The 17857-nt window shown below is 57.2% G+C and carries 19 protein-coding genes; 6 read left to right on the forward strand and 13 right to left on the reverse strand.

Going from position 1 to position 17857, the window contains the following annotated elements; translation table 11 throughout:
- Positions 1 to 1145: glutamate--tRNA ligase (gltX, locus tag WD429_RS12680; RefSeq protein WP_368422544.1), on the reverse strand; the 1145-nt coding region annotated here is incomplete at its 3' end.
- 155 nt (positions 1146 to 1300) lie between these two features.
- Here gltX and WD429_RS12685 point away from each other — a divergent pair.
- Positions 1301 to 2239, forward strand: coding sequence for a zinc ABC transporter substrate-binding protein (locus tag WD429_RS12685; RefSeq protein WP_368422545.1), 939 nt, complete (start codon positions 1301 to 1303; stop codon positions 2237 to 2239).
- On the opposite strand, the gene WD429_RS12690 is transcribed toward WD429_RS12685, so the two are convergent.
- The 3 genes from WD429_RS12690 to WD429_RS12700 form a co-directional block, all read right to left on the reverse strand.
- Entirely contained in the window at positions 2219 to 3133 is a 915-nt protein-coding gene (locus WD429_RS12690; RefSeq protein WP_368422546.1) for an AEC family transporter, read from the reverse strand. The genes WD429_RS12685 and WD429_RS12690 overlap by 21 nt on opposite strands.
- A gap of 81 nt (positions 3134 to 3214) precedes the next feature.
- A complete protein-coding gene (locus tag WD429_RS12695; RefSeq protein ID WP_368422547.1) occupies positions 3215 to 3985 on the reverse strand; it encodes an SDR family oxidoreductase in 771 nt (256 codons plus the stop codon).
- A 35-nt stretch (positions 3986 to 4020) separates the two neighbouring features.
- On the reverse strand, positions 4021 to 4428 hold the full coding sequence (locus WD429_RS12700) for an MAPEG family protein (protein WP_368422548.1): 408 nt from the start codon (positions 4426 to 4428) through the stop codon (positions 4021 to 4023).
- Positions 4429 to 4742: 314 nt separating this feature from the next.
- Between WD429_RS12700 and dusA the strand changes: the two genes are divergently transcribed.
- The 5 genes from dusA to WD429_RS12725 all read left to right on the forward strand — a co-directional run bounded on the left by dusA (position 4743) and on the right by WD429_RS12725 (position 9273).
- Entirely contained in the window at positions 4743 to 5801 is a 1059-nt protein-coding gene (dusA, locus tag WD429_RS12705; protein WP_368422549.1) for a tRNA dihydrouridine(20/20a) synthase DusA, read from the forward strand.
- A gap of 88 nt (positions 5802 to 5889) precedes the next feature.
- Positions 5890 to 6855 carry a transaldolase gene (gene tal / locus WD429_RS12710; protein ID WP_368422550.1) on the forward strand — a complete coding sequence of 322 codons (966 nt, stop codon included), beginning with the start codon at positions 5890 to 5892 and terminating at the stop codon, positions 6853 to 6855.
- Positions 6856 to 6887: 32 nt separating this feature from the next.
- Positions 6888 to 7334 carry a TerB family tellurite resistance protein gene (locus tag WD429_RS12715; RefSeq protein WP_368422551.1) on the forward strand — a complete coding sequence of 149 codons (447 nt, stop codon included), beginning with the start codon at positions 6888 to 6890 and terminating at the stop codon, positions 7332 to 7334.
- A 17-nt stretch (positions 7335 to 7351) separates the two neighbouring features.
- Positions 7352 to 8479, forward strand: a complete 1128-nt coding sequence (locus WD429_RS12720; RefSeq protein WP_368422552.1) for a 3-deoxy-7-phosphoheptulonate synthase — start codon at positions 7352 to 7354, stop codon at positions 8477 to 8479.
- Positions 8476 to 9273 (forward strand): glycerophosphodiester phosphodiesterase, encoded by a 798-nt coding sequence (locus tag WD429_RS12725; RefSeq protein ID WP_368422553.1) that lies wholly within the window; start codon positions 8476 to 8478, stop codon positions 9271 to 9273. The genes WD429_RS12720 and WD429_RS12725 overlap by 4 nt, the downstream gene beginning before the upstream one ends.
- A 65-nt stretch (positions 9274 to 9338) precedes the next feature.
- Here the strand turns inward: WD429_RS12725 and sthA are convergent, their stop codons facing one another.
- The 9 genes from sthA to WD429_RS12770 all read right to left on the reverse strand — a co-directional run.
- Positions 9339 to 10730: a Si-specific NAD(P)(+) transhydrogenase gene (sthA, locus tag WD429_RS12730; RefSeq protein ID WP_368422554.1), complete on the reverse strand. Its 1392-nt coding sequence runs from the start codon at positions 10728 to 10730 to the stop codon at positions 9339 to 9341.
- Between the two features lie 38 nt (positions 10731 to 10768).
- Positions 10769 to 11008 carry a (Na+)-NQR maturation NqrM gene (gene nqrM / locus WD429_RS12735; RefSeq protein WP_368422555.1) on the reverse strand — a complete coding sequence of 80 codons (240 nt, stop codon included), beginning with the start codon at positions 11006 to 11008 and terminating at the stop codon, positions 10769 to 10771.
- Positions 11009 to 11021: 13 nt separating this feature from the next.
- Positions 11022 to 12071 carry an FAD:protein FMN transferase gene (locus tag WD429_RS12740; RefSeq protein ID WP_368422556.1) on the reverse strand — a complete coding sequence of 350 codons (1050 nt, stop codon included), beginning with the start codon at positions 12069 to 12071 and terminating at the stop codon, positions 11022 to 11024.
- A gap of 9 nt (positions 12072 to 12080) precedes the next feature.
- Positions 12081 to 13307: an NADH:ubiquinone reductase (Na(+)-transporting) subunit F gene (gene nqrF / locus WD429_RS12745; protein WP_368422557.1), complete on the reverse strand. Its 1227-nt coding sequence runs from the start codon at positions 13305 to 13307 to the stop codon at positions 12081 to 12083.
- Between the two features lie 37 nt (positions 13308 to 13344).
- Positions 13345 to 13953 (reverse strand): NADH:ubiquinone reductase (Na(+)-transporting) subunit E, encoded by a 609-nt coding sequence (nqrE, locus tag WD429_RS12750; protein ID WP_368422558.1) that lies wholly within the window; start codon positions 13951 to 13953, stop codon positions 13345 to 13347.
- On the reverse strand, positions 13953 to 14618 hold the full coding sequence (locus WD429_RS12755; protein ID WP_368422559.1) for an NADH:ubiquinone reductase (Na(+)-transporting) subunit D: 666 nt from the start codon (positions 14616 to 14618) through the stop codon (positions 13953 to 13955). Before WD429_RS12755 ends, nqrE begins: the two co-directional genes overlap by 1 nt.
- Positions 14619 to 14620: 2 nt before the next feature.
- Positions 14621 to 15424 (reverse strand): Na(+)-translocating NADH-quinone reductase subunit C, encoded by an 804-nt coding sequence (locus WD429_RS12760; RefSeq protein ID WP_368422560.1) that lies wholly within the window; start codon positions 15422 to 15424, stop codon positions 14621 to 14623.
- The gene (locus WD429_RS12765; RefSeq protein WP_368422561.1) at positions 15417 to 16625 is read right to left on the reverse strand and encodes an NADH:ubiquinone reductase (Na(+)-transporting) subunit B; all 1209 of its coding nucleotides are present in this window, start codon (positions 16623 to 16625) and stop codon (positions 15417 to 15419) included. Before WD429_RS12765 ends, WD429_RS12760 begins: the two co-directional genes overlap by 8 nt.
- Before the next feature lie 4 nt (positions 16626 to 16629).
- On the reverse strand, positions 16630 to 17857 hold a 1228-nt coding region (locus WD429_RS12770; RefSeq protein WP_368422562.1), incomplete at its 5' end, for a Na(+)-translocating NADH-quinone reductase subunit A.

Here is a 17857-nt window from a genome sequence, read left to right on the forward strand (position 1 = left end):
GCGATTCTGACGAGTGGCGGCGACGCTCCCGGGATGAACGCCGCCATCGGTGCCACGTCGGAAAACACTTCCGCCCTGCCCTTGATGTGCGGAATCAGCGCGCGCAGTGCGTCTTCGTTGAACCACCAGTTGCGCATTTTCTCCACGAACTGGTCGTCGCTCAGATCCTCGCGCAGCCAAAGGCCGTTCAGCCAGCGCAGCTTTTCCACATCGAATACCGGACCACCCAGGGATACCCGCTGGATGTCGAAATTCTCGACCATTTCGTCCAGGGTGAACTTTTCCCGCTCATCGGGCATCGACCAGCCCATGCGGCCGAGGTAATTGGTCACCGCCTCCGGCAGGAAGCCCATGCGCTCGTAGAAATTGATGCTGGTGGGGTTCTTGCGTTTGGACAACTTGCTCTTGTCCGGGTTGCGCAGCAGCGGCAGGTGGCACAGTTCCGGCATGTCCCAGCCGAAGTACTGGTACAACAACTTGTGCTTGGGTGCCGAGTTGATCCACTCCTCGCCCCGCAGCACGTGGGTGATCTCCATCAGGTGATCGTCCACCACGTTGGCGAGATGGTATGTGGGCATGCCGTCGGATTTCAGCAGGATCTGGCAATCCACCTGGGACCAGTCAATCTCGATGGTGCCACGCAACATGTCACGGATCTCGCACACGCCCTCATCCGGCACTTTCATGCGGATGACATAGGGGTCGCCGGCCTCCAAGCGATGCTTCACTTCTTCCTCGGATAGCTCCAGATCGCCCTTGATGCCGGGGTTCAGGCCAGCCGCCTTGCGCTCTTCGCGGATCGCCTCCAGCTCTTCGGGGGTGCGGAAACAATAGAAGGCGTGGCCGGCGGTGACCAGATCCAGCGCATACTGTCGGTAGGAATCCTTGCGCTCGGACTGGCGATACGGGCCATGGGGGCCACCCACGTCAGGACCCTCATCCCATTCCAGGCCCAGCCAGCGCAAAGCGCCAAGGATATCCTGCTCAGACTCGGCCGTGCTGCGGGCCTGGTCGGTGTCTTCAATGCGCAAGATGAACTGGCCGCCGTGCTGACGGGCAAAACAAAGGTTAAACAGGGCCACGAAGGCGGTACCAACGTGTGGATCACCGGTGGGTGACGGAGCAATTCGGGTACGTACGGTCATGTAACGGTCCTGATAGATAAGTGGCCGACTGGAAAACCACGCATTATAACGGCCCAGCGCCGATTTCGCATGATTGCGGGGCGGCCCGTTCTTTAATCCGCGAACTGTTTGTTATATTATAACGTTTCAACCACATTTCAGAGCACGACATTACCATGCCGAATAAACCGCTTGCCAGCGCCGCTGCGCTGGGACTGGCTGCCATACTGAGCCCGCTGTCCGCCCTGGCTGCCACCAACGTCGTCACCTCCATCAAACCGGTGGAACTTCTGGTCAGAGCCGTCGCCCCGGCTGACGTGAACGTCACCAGCCTGGTACCCGCAGGTTCCAGCCCCCACAATTACACCATGCGTCCATCTCAGCGCCGGGCGCTGGAGAACTCCGACATCATCTTCTGGGTCGGCCCGGAAATGGAAACCTTCCTGTCCCGCCTGCTGAGCGGTGAAGAATTCAGTGAACGCGCGGTCTCGCTGCTGCATGGTGATGACGTGCCCGAAGCCACCGATACAGACGATCACCACGGTCACGAAGATGAAGGCCACGATGATCATGGCCACGACCATGGCGCGGGCGAAGATCCCCACATCTGGCTGGACCCGGTACTGGCACTGGATATGGCCAGGGATATTCACCAGGCACTGTCGCAACAGGATGGCGCCGACACCGAGACGCTGGACGCCAATCTGGCACGGTTCGAGAAAACACTGCGGGAAGCCGAGCAGGACATCCACCAACGCCTTGAGCCGCTGGCCAATATCAGCCTGTTTAGCTATCACGACGCCTTCACCCGCTATGCCGGCCATTTCAACCTGACGCTGGACGGCGTGCTGACCCTGAACCCGGAACTGTCCCCGGGTGCACGGCATATTGCCGAGGTGCAGGACAAATTGCGCGAAGCCAATCAGCCCTGCCTGCTGACCGAGCCCCAGTTCAACCGCCAGTGGTGGCGCTCCATCACCGATGGGCTGGATGTTACTTTCAGCACCTGGGACCCGCTGGCCACGGACATTGACTCTGACCGGAACGGCTACGTGAACTTCCTGCAGGGCATCGCCGACAACGCGCTGGCCTGCCTACCAGAGAATGCCCAGTAGCAACGGAATCGTTAGCATGGCCAGCAACGTCTGGCCACTGATGATGCCAGCCATCAGCGGCGCGTCACCCCCGAGCTGCCGCGCCAGAATGTAGGACGACGTGGCGGTGGGCAATGCTGCCAGCAGAATCGCCACCTGCACCATCATACCCTCCAGCCCCAGCAGCAACGCCAGCCCCGCGGTAATCAGCGGAAACGCCACCAGCTTGGCCAGGGACGACACCAGGAATGGCATCGACGCGCCCCGCAAGGCTTTCAGCTGAAGCCCCGCGCCCACCGTCATCAGCCCCAGGGGCAACGCCAGGTCACTTAACGGTGCCAGAATACCGGCGATCAGCGGGTTAAAGCCGATCTGAAAGTAACTCCAGATCACCCCAATGACCGATCCAACGATCAGCGGGTTGGTCACAATGGCTTTGAACACCGGTCGGAACCGCAGCGGGCCCTGGCCGGCTGCCACCGAAAACATCAGGATGCAGAGCAGGTTGAGCAGTGGCACCTTGATGGCCACGGCAATGGCGATCAGCGACAACCCCTCGTCACCCAGCAGCATGCCAGCCGACGCCAGGCCGACGTAGGAATTAAAACGGATACCGCCCTGAAAGACCGACGAGAACACCGGCCCGGGCCAGCGCCAGAGAAACTGCAACGCCGCCAGCACCAGCGTCATGACCAGTAGCATGGCCAGGATCAACAGCAGAATGTCGCCATAGGCGGAGGCGGGCAAGCGGGCCTGGCCCAGCTTATAGACCAGCATGGCGGGAAACAGCACGTAATAGGTAAAGCGCTCGGCCTGCGCCCAGAAGCCTTCACCCGGGAAGTTCCAGCGACGAAACAGGTGCCCCATTACAATCAGCGCAAACACAGGCACCAGCGCCTGAACCATCACCGGCATGTCGACTCTCTCCCGAACCCCACTCACACAGGGCCGAGAGAATAACAAAGTTAGCAGGCTAGCGTCTTGACCCGGTGTAGCCTATTTGCGCCACAGTCTTCTCAAAACACTGCGCGTGACCGATGCCGGTGCGGACTTGGCAATCGGCCACAAGGCCCGGAACTGCAACGAAATCGGGCGGTGCAAGCGCGGCTGCTCGATCTGTGCCCAGACCTGTGCCGCCACCACATCCGGTGTCAGATCGACCCCCAGCCGCTCAAACAGCTTCGAGCCCTGCTCGTTCTGTTGCACCATGCCGGTATTCACAAATGGCGGCATCAAGTCGCACACGCGGATACCATGGGGCTCCCATTCAATATCCAGCGCCTCTGTCATCGCCCGCACCGCGTGTTTGCTGGCAGAGTAGGATGCGAAATCCGGAATGCCATACGCGGCTGATGCCGAGCTCATATTCACCACCTGGGCGTTCGGTGTGGCCTTCAGATACGGAAATGCCGCGTGCAGTACCGTCATCAGACCGATCACATTCACCTCAACAATTGCGCGGTGAGCCGCCATGGGGATCTCCTCAAACGGCCCCACTTTCAGAATGCCGGCGTTATTGTGAAGCAAGCGCAGCTGGCCACCGGTGCGCTCGGCGAAATCCGCCAAACCCTGTTTAACCGACGCCTCATCCACCACGTCCATCACATGGGTGCTGCAGCGGCTCTCACCTAACTCTTTCTGCAACGCCGCCAACGCGGGCTCATCCCGGTCAGCCGCGCCGACAAACCAGCCTTTGGACGCGAACAGAAGCGCGGTTTCGCGGCCGATACCGGCGGCGGCACCGGTGATGAAGATGCATTCTTTCATGGACATTCCTTGTAGTTATTTTTCGGGAACTTCAATCAGCCGAGCAATAGCTGGTAAACCATCATCAACACCAGCACAATCTGTATCAGGAAGAACGTCGCCCGCAACAGGATCTGCACAAACGATGTACCACTGATGTGCACCAGACTCTGGGCAAGGCGCGCGTACAGAACATACGCTGCCAGAGCGTTTACCGCCTCCAGGCGATCCATCAGCCCGGCCACAACAACCACTGCCGCAAACACCGCAAAATTTTCAATGCAGTTCAGATGCGCTGCTTTGGCCCGCTGCAGGATGGGGGGATCAATCGGCTGTTTGTTGCGCTCCCAGCTGTCGATCGGCTTGGCACCAGTAAGTGCCTGGGGTACGCGGGGGAAAGCGTAAATCAGCGCCAGAATCAGCATCCATCCTGCGTATAACAACACAGCAGTGTAAGCGGTCATTCATTCGTCCTTATATTTTTGAGTTAATATCTCCCTGTCGTGTACAGCTGACCTCGTGGGAGACCTCCTGAAATCGGGATTTCTTGTCATCTGGCCCATAGAGTGCTGGTTAGCGTACTACACCCGTGAGATGTTTGGCGGACAATGCACTTGTCATTGGTGGCCAATGTTGCGTAATACCCCACAAGAATTTGCCTTGCCCACTTGGGCTCGGCTATTGCTTACCGCATAACCGGCCCTGGCACGCCAATGAAACCGTTTTCCTGATAGAATCGGTGCCCCAAAACACCCGTTCTGGCGGAAAAGAGTCGTACATGAGCACACACGCGCCTTCAGAAAATTTCGAGCACACCACGGAAAGCCCTGAAAGAATCGCACAAAACCCATCACGCCGGTTTTGCGTGGCCCCCATGATGGACTGGACTACCACCCACTATCGCTACCTGACGCGCCAGCTAAGCCGCCACACCTTGCTGTACACGGAAATGGTCACCACTGGCGCGCTGATTCACGGCGATACCGCCCGTTTTCTGCGTCATGACGAAGCTGAATACCCGCTGGCGTTGCAGCTCGGTGGCAGTGATGCCGGTGAGCTCGCCCATTGTGCCGGGCTGGCGCAGCAGTATGGCTTTGATGAGGTGAATCTGAACGTCGGTTGCCCCAGCGACCGGGTGCAGAATAACATGATCGGTGCCTGCCTGATGGGCCATCCGGACAAGGTAGCCGAAGGCGTGCGGGCGATGATTAACGCCACGGGCCTGCCGGTGACGGTGAAGCACCGCATCGGCATTGACGGCCGGGAATCCTGGGATGATCTGTGCGAGTTTGTCGAGAAAGTCGCCGAAGCCGGTTGCCGCACGTTCATCGTGCATGCTCGCATCGCGATCCTGGAGGGCCTGAGCCCTAAGGAAAACCGGGACATTCCACCGCTGAAATACGACTGGGTATACCGCTTGAAGGCAAAATATCCACAACTGGAAATCATCATAAACGGTGGTATCAAGACCTTCGACGAATGTCACCAGCATCTTCAGCACACCGATGGGGTGATGCTGGGCCGAGAGGCGTACCACAATCCATGGTTACTGGCGGGTGTAGATCCAGTGTTCTTCGGTGACAAAGCCCCGGTGGAAAGCCGCCACGATGCCCTGCGCTCGATACTTCCGTTCATCGGGAGCGAACTGGAGCGCGGCGTGTTCCTTACCCATATGTCACGTCACTTGCTTGGGCTCTTCCACGGTCAGCCGGGCGGCCGGCAGTTTCGCCGCCACATCAGCGAAAATGCCCACAAATCCGGGGCCGGGTTAGAGGTTATCGAAGACGCACTGGCAAAGGTTCGGGACCCTGCACAAGCGTTAACAGCCCCTGCCTGAACGGATCTATACGGTTTGTTGTCTTGTTCCTGTCAGACCAGCCCGTTATTGTAGGGAAAACAATCCAGGCAGGACGACAGGACCACAAATGACCAGCAAACTTGAGCAACTGAAAACCATGACCACGGTGGTGGCCGATACCGGCGACCTGAGTGCCATTGCCCAGTGGCGTCCTGAAGATGCCACCACCAACCCGTCGCTGCTGCTCAAGGCTGCCGCGTCAGAGGCCTATCGCCCGATGCTGGACAAAGCCGTCACCATGGCCAGCCAGCAAGGCGGCTCTGACACCGAACAACTGGCGCACGCCACGGACGCACTGGCGGTGCTGGCTGGCCGCGAGATTCTCGAGCTTATTCCCGGCGTGGTCTCCACCGAAGTGGATGCACGCCTGTCGTTTGATACTGACGCCACCCTGGCCCGTGCCCGCCGTCTGATCGAGCTTTATAACCAGCAAGGGGTCGACACCAGCCGGGTGCTGATCAAGATTGCGTCCACTTGGGAGGGCATTCAGGCGGCAAAGCAGCTGGAGAAAGAAGGCATTCATTGCAATCTGACCCTGCTATTCTCTTTCGTTCAGGCCGCTGCCTGCGCCGATGCTGGCGCGTTTCTGATTTCACCGTTCGTGGGTCGCATTCTGGACTGGCACCTGGCGAACAGCGGTCGTGACAGCTTTCCTGCGGCGGAAGACCCCGGGGTTCAATCGGTCTCCCGCATCTATAACTACTACAAGGCCAACGGTTACAACACCGTGGTAATGGGTGCCAGCTTCCGTAACCTGGGTGAAATCGAGATGCTGGCCGGCTGTGATCGCCTGACCATCAGCCCCAACCTTCTGCAGTCACTGAAAGACGACACCGCACCGCTGAAACGACAGCTGTCACCCGCGACCGCTTCCAGCCCAGACGGGTTCGGCGGCATGGACGAGCGCCTGTTCCGTTGGGAATCCAATGAAGACGCCATGGCGACCGAGAAGCTGGCGGATGGCATTCGCCGCTTCGCTGCCGACCAGATTGAACTGGAAAGCCGAGTCCGAAAGCTGGCGAACGTGGCGTGAAGGTCTTGTTTTAAAGGAGCATTTATCAAGTCATGATTGAACGTCTGAAGCAGTTATTTTCCCCTGCCGAGGAGTCCGGGGAAGCACCCGATCCACATTCACTGGCGGTGGCGGCCACCGCCCTGATGGTGCTGCTCTCCCGCGCTGATAACAACGAGGATGACCGTGAGCTGCAAACCATCGTGGATTGCGCGGTGGAGGCCCATGAAGTCAGCCGCGAAGAAGCGCAAGAGATTTTGCAGGATGCCCTCAGTCACGCAGACGGCGCTACGTCCCTCTACGAGTTCACCGAACAGATCAACGAGCAACTGGACCAGGCCACTAAACAGTCCTTGCTCGAGAGTATATGGCGAGTGGCCTTTGCCGATGGCCGCATCGACAAGTACGAGGAACACCTGATTCGCCGAATGGCCGATTTGCTGCATCTTAACCATCGCGAATACATGCAGGCCCGCTACCGTGCAGAAGCTGCGGACTGACGGTCAAAGGAGTCGATATGCTAGCCATTCTCCACCCCGATACGCCCCTGGACAGTGACGCCTACCGGCAGACCATGCACTTTCTGGAACACCTGCCTGGCGTCTCCGTGCGGATTCATGAAATCCAGGGTGCCAGCCAGCGGCTGACGGAGGTCTACCTGCTGGGCGACACCAAGTCTCTCGACAAGGAAGAGATAGAAGCGCTGCCGGCGGTGGAGCGGGCCATCCGCATCTCCGATGACTATCGCATTCTGGGCCGCCACCGGGACGACAATCGCCAAAGCGGCTTTACCTACAACGGTGTGGAATTCAATCAGTCCAACCTGAACATCTTCGCCGGCCTGTGCGCCGTCGATGTGCCTGAACATGTGGACATGATGATGCAGGCGCTTGAGGACCATGGCGAGGCCTGCACCCGCATGGGTGCCTATAAGCCCCGCACCAACCCCTACTCCTTTCAGGGCCATGGCAAAGGGTGCCTGCCGTGGGTCTTCGAGAAGGCTGGCAAGCACGGTATCAAGGTGGTCGCCATGGAGATCACCCATGAAAGCCACATCGAGGAGATCGATACCTGCCTGGAGAAGCTCGGCCGCCCCACCGGCGTGATGTTGCAGGTCGGTACCCGCAACACCCAGAATTTTGAATTGCTCAAGGCCATTGGCCGCCAGAGCACCTACCCGGTGCTGCTCAAACGCGGTTTCGGTATCACCCTGAACGAATCGCTGAATGCCGCGGAATATCTCGCCAGCGAAGGCAACGCCAACGTCATATTCTGCCTGCGGGGCATGAAAACCGAAGCCGGACAGCCGCACCGCAACATGGTGGATTTCGCCCATGTACCTGCGGTCAAGCGCCTGACGCGGATGCCGGTGTGTGTTGACCCATCCCATTCCGTCGGTAGCCGGGAAAAGTCGCCTGACGGCATTCTCGATGTCATGCACGCCACGGCTCAGGGTGTCATTGCCGGGGCCAACATGGTGTTGGTGGACTTCCACCCGAAGCCCGAGAAAGCCCTTGTAGACGGCCCTCAGGCGCTGCTGATGAACGAACTGCCGGCGTACCTGGAGGATATTCGCCTGTGTCACGATACCTGGAAAAAACGCCAGGCCATTTACCAACGTTTAAAGGAATCCGCATCAGAATGATTGTCTACGGACACCGGGGGGCCAAGGGAGAAGCCCCCGAAAATACGCTGGCCGGTTTTACCCACGCCTACCGCCACGGCATCCGTCACTTTGAACTGGACCTGGTGCTGTCCAAAGACGGCAAGCCCGTGATCATCCACGATTTGACCGTTGATCGCACCACCGGGCAGAAAGGCGCTGTCTCACACTATACAGTCGAAGAGTTATCAGCCATGGACGCCCGCAAGGGCACAACCTCCTGGCCGCGCAAAGTAGGCGTGCCGTCACTGGAAAACCTGCTGGAGTCGTTTCCGGATCTTGAGCACCTGCAACTGGAGGTGAAGAAGGATAGCCGCCAGCGCCTGAATATTCTGTGCAACCGCCTGACCGAGGTGATACAACGGCGCGACCTGTATCAACAGGTGGCGGTAACGTCTTCTGATGTCTGGTTTTTGCAACAAATCCGTCGACGAGACAAGCACATCCGCATCGGGCTTGTAGCTGAGCGCAAATTCCCACGGCCGGTGAATCTCGCTGCCCGCCTGCATTGTGACTACTTGTGCATCAACTGGAAGATGTCCACCAAAGCGATCGTTGATGATGCCCACCGGCGCGGAATGCACGTCTCCGCCTGGACGGTGAACCGCATTCACGACATGCTGGCACTGGAGCAACAAGGGGTCGACAGCATCATTTCCGATTACCCCACCAGCACCCGCATGTATTTCGAAAACCGCGCCAACTCCGTGCTCTCACTGACACGCGGCGAAACGGTCGAGCATACTGACACGCCCTCTGCGCTTTCTGCTGGTTGACTCCACGGGCACAAAAAAACGGGTTGTGGACGCTGCCCACAACCCGTTTTTTATACGGCGATGCCTCAGAAGATTCGATTGAGGCCGTTTAGCGCTGCCACCCGGTAGGCTTCCGCCATGGTCGGGTAATTGAACGTGGTGTTGATAAAATAGTTCAGTGAATTGGCCTCGCCCTGCTGGTTCATGATGGCCTGGCCGATGTGAACAATTTCGGCCGCCTGGTCACCAAAGCAGTGAATCCCCATTATTTCCCGCGTTTCACGGTGGAACAGAATCTTCAGCATGCCGACGGCATCACCGGTAATCTGCGCGCGCGCCAGATCTTTGAAGAATGCCTGCCCCACTTCGTAAGGTACTTTAGCCTCAGTGAGCTCACGCTCGGTTTTACCGACGGAGCTGATCTCGGGAATGGTGTAGATGCCAGTCGGAACATCCGACACGTATCTGAAGTAGTCGTCTTTGACGATATCAGACGACGCGGAGCGACCCTGATCGTAGGCGGCGCTGGCCAGGCTTGGCCAACCAATCACATCACCAGCGGCGTAGATGTGCTCCACCTCGGTTCGGTAATGTTCGTCTACCGCCAACTGGCCCCGACCATTGGGTACCAAGCCAACGTTTTCCAGACCAAGCTTCTCGGTGTTGCCACTGCGGCCGTTACACCACAGGAACGCATCCGCGCGGATTTTCTTGCCGGATTTGAGCGACAGCACCACGCCGTGGTCGTCGCCATCCACCGATTCGTATTCCTCATGGTGACGAACCAGCACCCCGTTATTGCGCAGATGGTAACTCAACGCGTCTGAAATCTCGTCATCCAGGAAGCTCAGCAACCGGCTGCCGGGGTTAATCAGGTCCACCTTAACGCCGAGGCCCGCGAAAATAGAGGCGTACTCAGAGCCGATAACGCCAGCGCCATAAATAATCAGAGTGCGTGGCGTGTGGGACAGGTTCAGAATGGAGTCGGAGTTGTAAATCCGGTGGTGCCTGAAATCCACATCGGGCGGGAGATACGGCCTGGAGCCGGTGGCGATGATAACCTGTTTGAAATGCAGGGTTTCAGAAGACTTTGCGCCGCGGACTTCAATTCGGTTCGCATCCAGAAAATAGGCACGGCCGTTGATCAGTTCCACGCGATTACGGGCGTAAAACTGGGTACGGAGCTTCACCTGCTTGCCAATCACTTTCTGGGCGTTTTGCAGTACCCGCGGGAACGAAAACCAGCGCGGCTCGCCAATATCCCGGAACATCTGATTGGTGTTGAAGGTAATAATCTGTTTGACCGAGTGCCGCAACGCTTTGGAGGGAATGGTCCCCCAATGGGTGCAGTTGCCGCCAACAGTGGGTTTATCTTCGATGATCGCGACACGTTTACCGTGTTTCGTCGCATTCATCGCTGCGCCTTCTCCGGAAGGACCAGCGCCGATAACGACGACGTCGTAGTGATGTTCTGCCATGCGTGCAGTGACTCCTTAAGTACGTCGTAAAATGTAATTTACTGTCTGGTAGCGTCGTAACCCAACTCATCCGCCGCTTTTGCGTCGCTGGCGACTCGCTCGGTTTCTTCTTCACATTTTTGGGTATTACCGCCACAGATATCGCAGGACTGGCTGATTCCCAGAGCTCCGATACCGCCGCAGGTGCCGCTGATCGGCTTGCGGCCGAAAATAACACCTACGGCCATAGCGGCGACCAGAACAGATACAATCAATAAAACCAGAAGAAAGGTACCCATAAAGGCCTCCCCTTTACTGTGTCAGGTACGATGTGAATGCGGGGGTATTATGCACTTCAAACCCGTCTTCACCCCGTACGATAAAATACGCGGCAATGTTTTCGCGTGTGGCCAGTGCCTGGGCTCGCTCATACCCCATCACATTGAAACCCGTCGCCAGCGCGTCTGCCAACATTGCACTCTCTGTAATGACGGTAACCGATGCCAGGTTATGGTTAATCGGTTGGCCATCTTCAGGGTCAATGGTATGAGAATAACGACGTCCATTCGATTCGTAATAGTTCCGATAGTCTCCAGAAGTTGCCATCGAGTGCTGATCCAGCGCCACCACGCGGTTTATCTGGCGACGTTCTGAAACCGGTTGCTCAATGGCCAGCCGCCAGGCACTGCCATCGGGTTTACGACCGTTAACCCGAACCTCACCGCCGATTTCCACCAGGTAGGCCTCCACACCGGCTTGTTCAAGAAAGCGCCCCACCGCATCCACAGCGTAGCCCTTGGCGATGGCTGAGAGATCGATGTATTGCGGGCCACTTGCTCTGATAGCCGGAGGGTCGGATCTCACCTCGAGCTTTTCATAACCGGTAGACTCAAGCCTGGCGGCCAGCTCCCCGTCGTCGGGCACTTTGTCTGGCCGGGCTTCAGGGCCAAACCCCCAAAGATTGACCACAGGGCCGATGGTCACGTCGAAGGCACCGTCGGTCAGGCGGGACACTCGCAATGCAGTGGCAAGTACCTCGGCAAGCGGGGCCGAAATGTCAGCCCATTCGGACTGATCTTTTCGGTGGTTGAGCATCGACAGTTCGGAGTCGTCTTTCCACGTGGACATAGAGGCATCGATTTTGTTCAATTCCTTCTCTATGCCTTCTGACAGAGTTTGGAGCTCTTCCTCATCCCCGGTCAATACCACATTGATATGATATTCAGTGCCGAACACCGGCCCGGCAATCTCCCAGATTTCTTTTTCGTCCCCAAACGAACAACCCGCCAGCGCAACTACGGCCAGCGTCAACACGACGCTGGCCAAAGCTACCCTGACGGGTCGAAACATACCGGATGTCATGTGAGTTATTTACCCTCCAAAGTCATCCAGCATGATGTTTTCGTCCTCTACCCCAAGATCCTTCAGCATCTTGATGACGGACGCGTTCATGATTGGGGGTCCACACATGTAGTACTCGCAGTCTTCAGGGGCCGGATGGTCCTTGAGGTACTGATCGTACAGCACATTATGGATAAAGCCGGTCGGGCCCTTCCAGTTGTCATCAGGCAGCGCATCAGACAGTGCCACATGCCACTCGAAGTTCTCATTTTCTTCAGCCAGCCCATCGAAATCTTCCACGTAGAACATCTCGCGGACACTTCGTGCGCCGTACCAGAAGCTGATTTTACGCTTCGAGTTCAGACGTTTGAGCTGGTCAAAAATATGAGACCGCATCGGTGCCATACCCGCACCACCGCCGATGAATATCATCTCAGCATCGGTCTTCTTGGCGAAGAACTCACCAAATGGCCCCATCACGGTCGTCTTGTCGCCGGGCTTCAGATCGAACACATAGCTGGACATGATGCCCGGTAGATGATCCGTGCCCGGAGGCGGCGTGGCGATCCGGATGTTGAACTTGAGAACACCCTTCTCTTCCGGATAGTTCGCCATGGAATAGGCGCGGATCGTCTCTTCCTTGTTGATCGCTTTGAAACGCCAGATGTCATGCTTGTCCCAGTCTTCGTGGAACTCTTCCTCGATCACGAAATTCTTGAAATCGATCTCGTAGGGAGCGCATTCCAACTGGACATAGCCACCAGCGCGGAAGTCCACTTCCTCGCCCTCAGGCAGTTTCAGCACCAGTTCCTTGATGAAGGTGGCAACGTTGTGGTTTGAGACCACCTCACACTCCCACTTTTTCACACCGAAGAACTCTTCCGGTACTTCAACCTTCATATCCTGTTTAACAGGAACCTGACAGGAAAGGCGCCAGCCTTCTTTTTCTTCACGGTTGGTGAAGTGCGTCTTCTCCGTTGGCAGCATGGCACCGCCGCCGTCAAAGACTTTGCACTTACACTGAGCGCAGGTACCGCCGCCGCCGCAGGCGGAGGACAGGAAAATACCATTACCTGCCAGAGTTCCCAGGAGCTTGCCGCCAGCTTCGGTAGTCAGCGTGTGCTCTGGGTCATCGTTGATTTCGATGGTCACATCACCGGTGCTTACCAGCTTTGAACGGGCTGCGAGGATAATCGCAACCAGCGCCAGTACGATAACGGTGAACATGACCACGCCAAGAATAATTTCAGTACTCATGGTCTCGCCTTTTCGTTAAACCGAATCACCGGGTTGATTACAGTGAAATCCCTGAGAACGACATGAAGCCAAGGGACATCAGACCAACAGTAATGAAGGTGATACCCAGGCCACGAAGTCCTGCTGGTACATCGCTGTACTTCAGTTTCTCGCGGATGCCTGCCAGGGCGATGATCGCCAGCGCCCAGCCCACACCGGCCCCGAAGCCGTACACCACACTCTCGCCAAAGGTGTAGTCCCGCTCAACCATGAACAGTGACGCACCCAGAATGGCGCAGTTCACCGTGATCAACGGCAAAAACACACCCAGCGCGGCGTAGAGCGCGGGAATGTACTTATCCAGAACCATTTCCATGATCTGAACAATCGCAGCGATAACACCGATGTACGTCAGCAGCCCGAGAAAGCTCAGGTCAACGTTAGAGAGGCCCGCCCATTCGAGCGCCCCTTCACGAAGGATGCTGTTGTACAACAGGTTATTCACAGGAACGGTTATGGTGAGCACCACAATCACGGCAATCCCGAGACCGACAGCGGCCTCGATCTTCTTGGAGATCGCCAGGAACGTGCACATACCCAGGAAGAAGGCCAGGGCCATATTCTCAACGAAAATGGCCTTCAAAATCAGACTGATATAATGTTCCATCAGAAGGCCTCCTTGGCGGTGTGACGCGACATCTTGAATTCAGGTTCTTCTACCTGTTCCGGCTTCCAGGTGCGCAAACCCCAGATCGCCAGACCAATGATGAAGAAGGCACTCGGTGGCAAAAGCAGCAAGCCGTTTGGCACATACCAGCCACCTTCATTGACCACCGGCATCAGGGATACACCGAACAGTGATCCTGCGCCCAACAGTTCGCGGAAGAACGCGACGAAAATCAGCAGAACGGAATACCCCAGACCGTTACCGATCCCGTCCAGGAAGCTCAGCCACGGGCCATTCTTCATAGCGAAGCCTTCGGCGCGGCCCATGACGATGCAGTTGGTAATGATCAGGCCTACAAACACCGAGAGCTGCTTGGAGATCTCATAGGCAAAAGCCTTGAGCAACTGATCCACCACGATGACCAAGGACGCGATGATCGTCATCTGTACGATGATGCGGATGCTGCCCGGAATCTGGGTACGCACCAGCGACACCGCCAGGTTGGCGCACGCTGTAACGGAAATAACCGCCATGCACATTACCAGAGTAACGTTCATGCTGGTCGTCACCGCCAGCGCGGAACAGATCCCGAGGATCTGCAGCGCAATCGGGTTGTTACTGAATATCGGTTCGAAGAGAACCTGTTTGGCTGAAGCGTCTGCCATGATCAGACCTCCCCTTCGCGAAGTTTTTTGAGGAACGGTGCATAACCACGATCACTCATCCAGTAGTTGACCAGCTGTTCCACACCGCGGCTTGTCAGAGTGGCTCCAGAGAGTGCGTCAACCTTGTGCTCTTTGTCAGCAGCACCGGAGCTCACGCCCCCCTTGACCAGACGAATCTGAGGCTCTTCCAGGTCATCGCCATAGACTTCCTTACCGACCCACTGACTCTTCCAGCGGGGGTTGTCCACTTCGCCACCCAGGCCAGGTGTTTCAGCGTGATCGTAGAAGCCAAGGCCTTCTATGGTGTTGGCATTGCCTTCCAGGGACACAAAACCATACAGCGTCGACCACAGACCGTAGCCGTGGACCGGCAGCACCACCCTCACCAGTTCATCGTCCTGGGTGAGCGTATAGATCTTCGCGACGTTTGGACGGCGCTTGATACCGGCTTTGTCTTCATTCCCCGGGATGTTGGTGGACATTGCCGGGTCCGATGCAGCGCGGTACATATCGTACTTCATCGGATCCTCAACGTTTACAACAGACGGCTCAACGTAATCGCCGCTGTCCAGGTCCAGCAGGCGCACATCGAAGCGGGCGAACTCCTCCTCGATTTCATCGGCGCTGGAACCTGCCTTCAACATGCCGGCCGCAGCCAGGATATTGGTTTTGATGTCCAGATTCTGATTCTTCACCTGGGCAGGCCTGAGCGACACCGCCGCAGTGGAGACAACCACCGAGAAAGCAATACTCAGCACCAGGGCAACAATCAGCGTTCTGGAGACGGTTTCTTTAGCTTTAGCCACGAGCGAGCCTCCTTTTGATGTTGGCCTGAACCACGTAGTGATCCATCAGCGGCGCAAAGAGATTGGCAAACAGAATCGCCAGCATGATGCCTTCCGGGAACGCCGGGTTGACGACACGGATCAGCACTGTCATGACGCCGACCAGGATGCCGAAGCACCAGCGGCCAGTGTTGGTCATGGCTGCGGATACCGGGTCGGTGGCCATGAACATCATGCCGAAGGCAAAACCACCCATTACCAGATGCCAGTGCGCTGGCACATCAAACATCGGGTTGGTGTCAGAGCCAACGATGTTCAGTAGCAGCGACATCGCAATCATGCCGATGAGTACGCCGCCAACGATTCGGTAGGAGGCGATTTTCATCATTAATAGTATGAAACCGCCAATGAGCACCGCCAGCGTGGAGGTTTCACCCATAGAGCCCTGAATGGTGCCCATGAATGCAGACATCCAGCCAATCTGATCCTGCAGTGCATCCACGCCACCGCTGGCTGCCCAGCTCAGCGCCGTAGCACCACTGAAGCCATCGATAGCCGTCCAGACCGTGTCACCAGAAATCTGGGCCGGGTACGCAAAGTACAGGAACGCACGGCCGGTCAGTGCCGGGTTGAGGAAGTTCTTGCCGGTACCTCCGAACACTTCCTTGCCGATCACCACACCGAAGGTAATACCCAGAGCCACCTGCCACAGGGGAATGGTGGGCGGGCAGATCAGCGCGAATAGCACGGAGGTAACGAAGAAGCCTTCGTTGACTTCGTGGCGGCGCACCGTCGCAAACAGCACTTCCCAGAAACCACCCACCACAAAGGTGACGAAGTAAATGGGCACGAAGTACGCCATGCCGTATACGAAGTTGTCCCAGAGGCCAGCGCCGGCACCGGTCACCGCAAGCGCCTGGATAAAGACCGTCCGCAGACCGCCATCGCCAATCAGTGCGTCCGGATTCTCGGCCAGGAAGCTGTTGGCCTGGAAGCCGATGTTCCACATACCGAAGAACATGGCCGGGAAGGTACACATCCACACGGTGATCATGATGCGCTTGAGATCCACGCCGTCACGAACGTGAGCCGTGGTGGACGTTACCTTGCCAGGCGTGTAGAAAATGGTATCGACGGCCTCGTACAGCGCATACCAGCGCTCGTACTTGCCACCTTTTTCGAAGTGGTGCTCGATGCCATCGAGAAACTGTCGGATTGCCATCGTATTAGCCCTCGATCTCGATTCGGGTCAGGTTCTCGCGGAGAATCGGACCGTATTCGTATTTACCCGGGCACACGAAGGTGCACAGCGCCAGATCTTCTTCGTCCAGTTCCAACGCACCCAGCTTTTGTGCCGTTTCGGTGTCACCGACGATCAGCGAGCGGAGCAGCTGTGTCGGCAGAATATCCAGGGGCATGATCTGTTCATACGCACCCACCGGGACCATGGCACGTTCACTGCCGTTGGTGGTGGTGGTGAAATTGAACAGTTTGCTGCCCGCCAGTTTCGCCAGGTAGATATTCAGTACCGAAAAGCGGTTGGACCCAGGCGACAGCCAGCCCAGAAACTCGCGCTTGGTGCCTTCTTCGAGCAATGAAATCTGATTGGCAAAGCGCCCAAGGTACGCACAGGGACCGTCAGCACGACGACCACCGAACACCGAACCGGAAATCATCCGCACGTCACAGTCTGTTGCAGCTTCATCTTTCAACAGCTCATTCAGATTAGCGCCAACACGGGTGCGAACCAGACGAGGCTTCAGCGCTTTCGGGCCACCAATGGCCACCACGCGTTCAGTCGGCAGTTCACCGGTTTCGAACAGTTTGGCAATATCGATAACGTCCTGGTAGCCGATGGACCACACCACCTTGTTGCCGGCAATCGGATCAAGGTAATGGATGTGGGTGCCAACGTTGCCAGCGGGATGAACGCCATCAAACTGGTGCACTTCAATGTCGTCGGCCTTCGGAACCGGTACGTCAGACCCTGGCTTACCGGCAACAAAGACTTTACCGGTGGTCAGCTTACTCAGAATCTTAAGGCCGGTTTCGAACGCGGCACCGTTTTCACGAATGATAACGGTCGGGTCAGCAGCCAGGGGGTTGGTATCCATGACGGACACAAATATGGAGTGAGGCGCGGAGTCGATGGCCGGCACCTTGCTGTAGGGGCGCGTTCTCAGCGTTGTCCACAAGCCCGACTCAATCAGGTTATCGATCACTTGCTGGCGCTCAAGGCCGGCAAGATCTGCCTCGTTAAAGCGCGCAAAGGTTTCCGCCTCGTCGCCATCAATTTCGACAACAACCGACTGGAAAACACGACGTTCACCACGGTTGATTTCTTTCACTACACCGGCGGCCGGTGAGGTATAACGAACGCCTTCGGTCTTCTTATCCGTGAACAGCAGCGTACCGCGCTTGACACGGTCTCCCTCTTTCACAGCCATCGTCGGC

The sequence above is a fragment of the Marinobacter sp. genome (genome assembly GCF_040904845.1).
In the GTDB taxonomy this organism is placed as follows: domain Bacteria; phylum Pseudomonadota; class Gammaproteobacteria; order Pseudomonadales; family Oleiphilaceae; genus Marinobacter.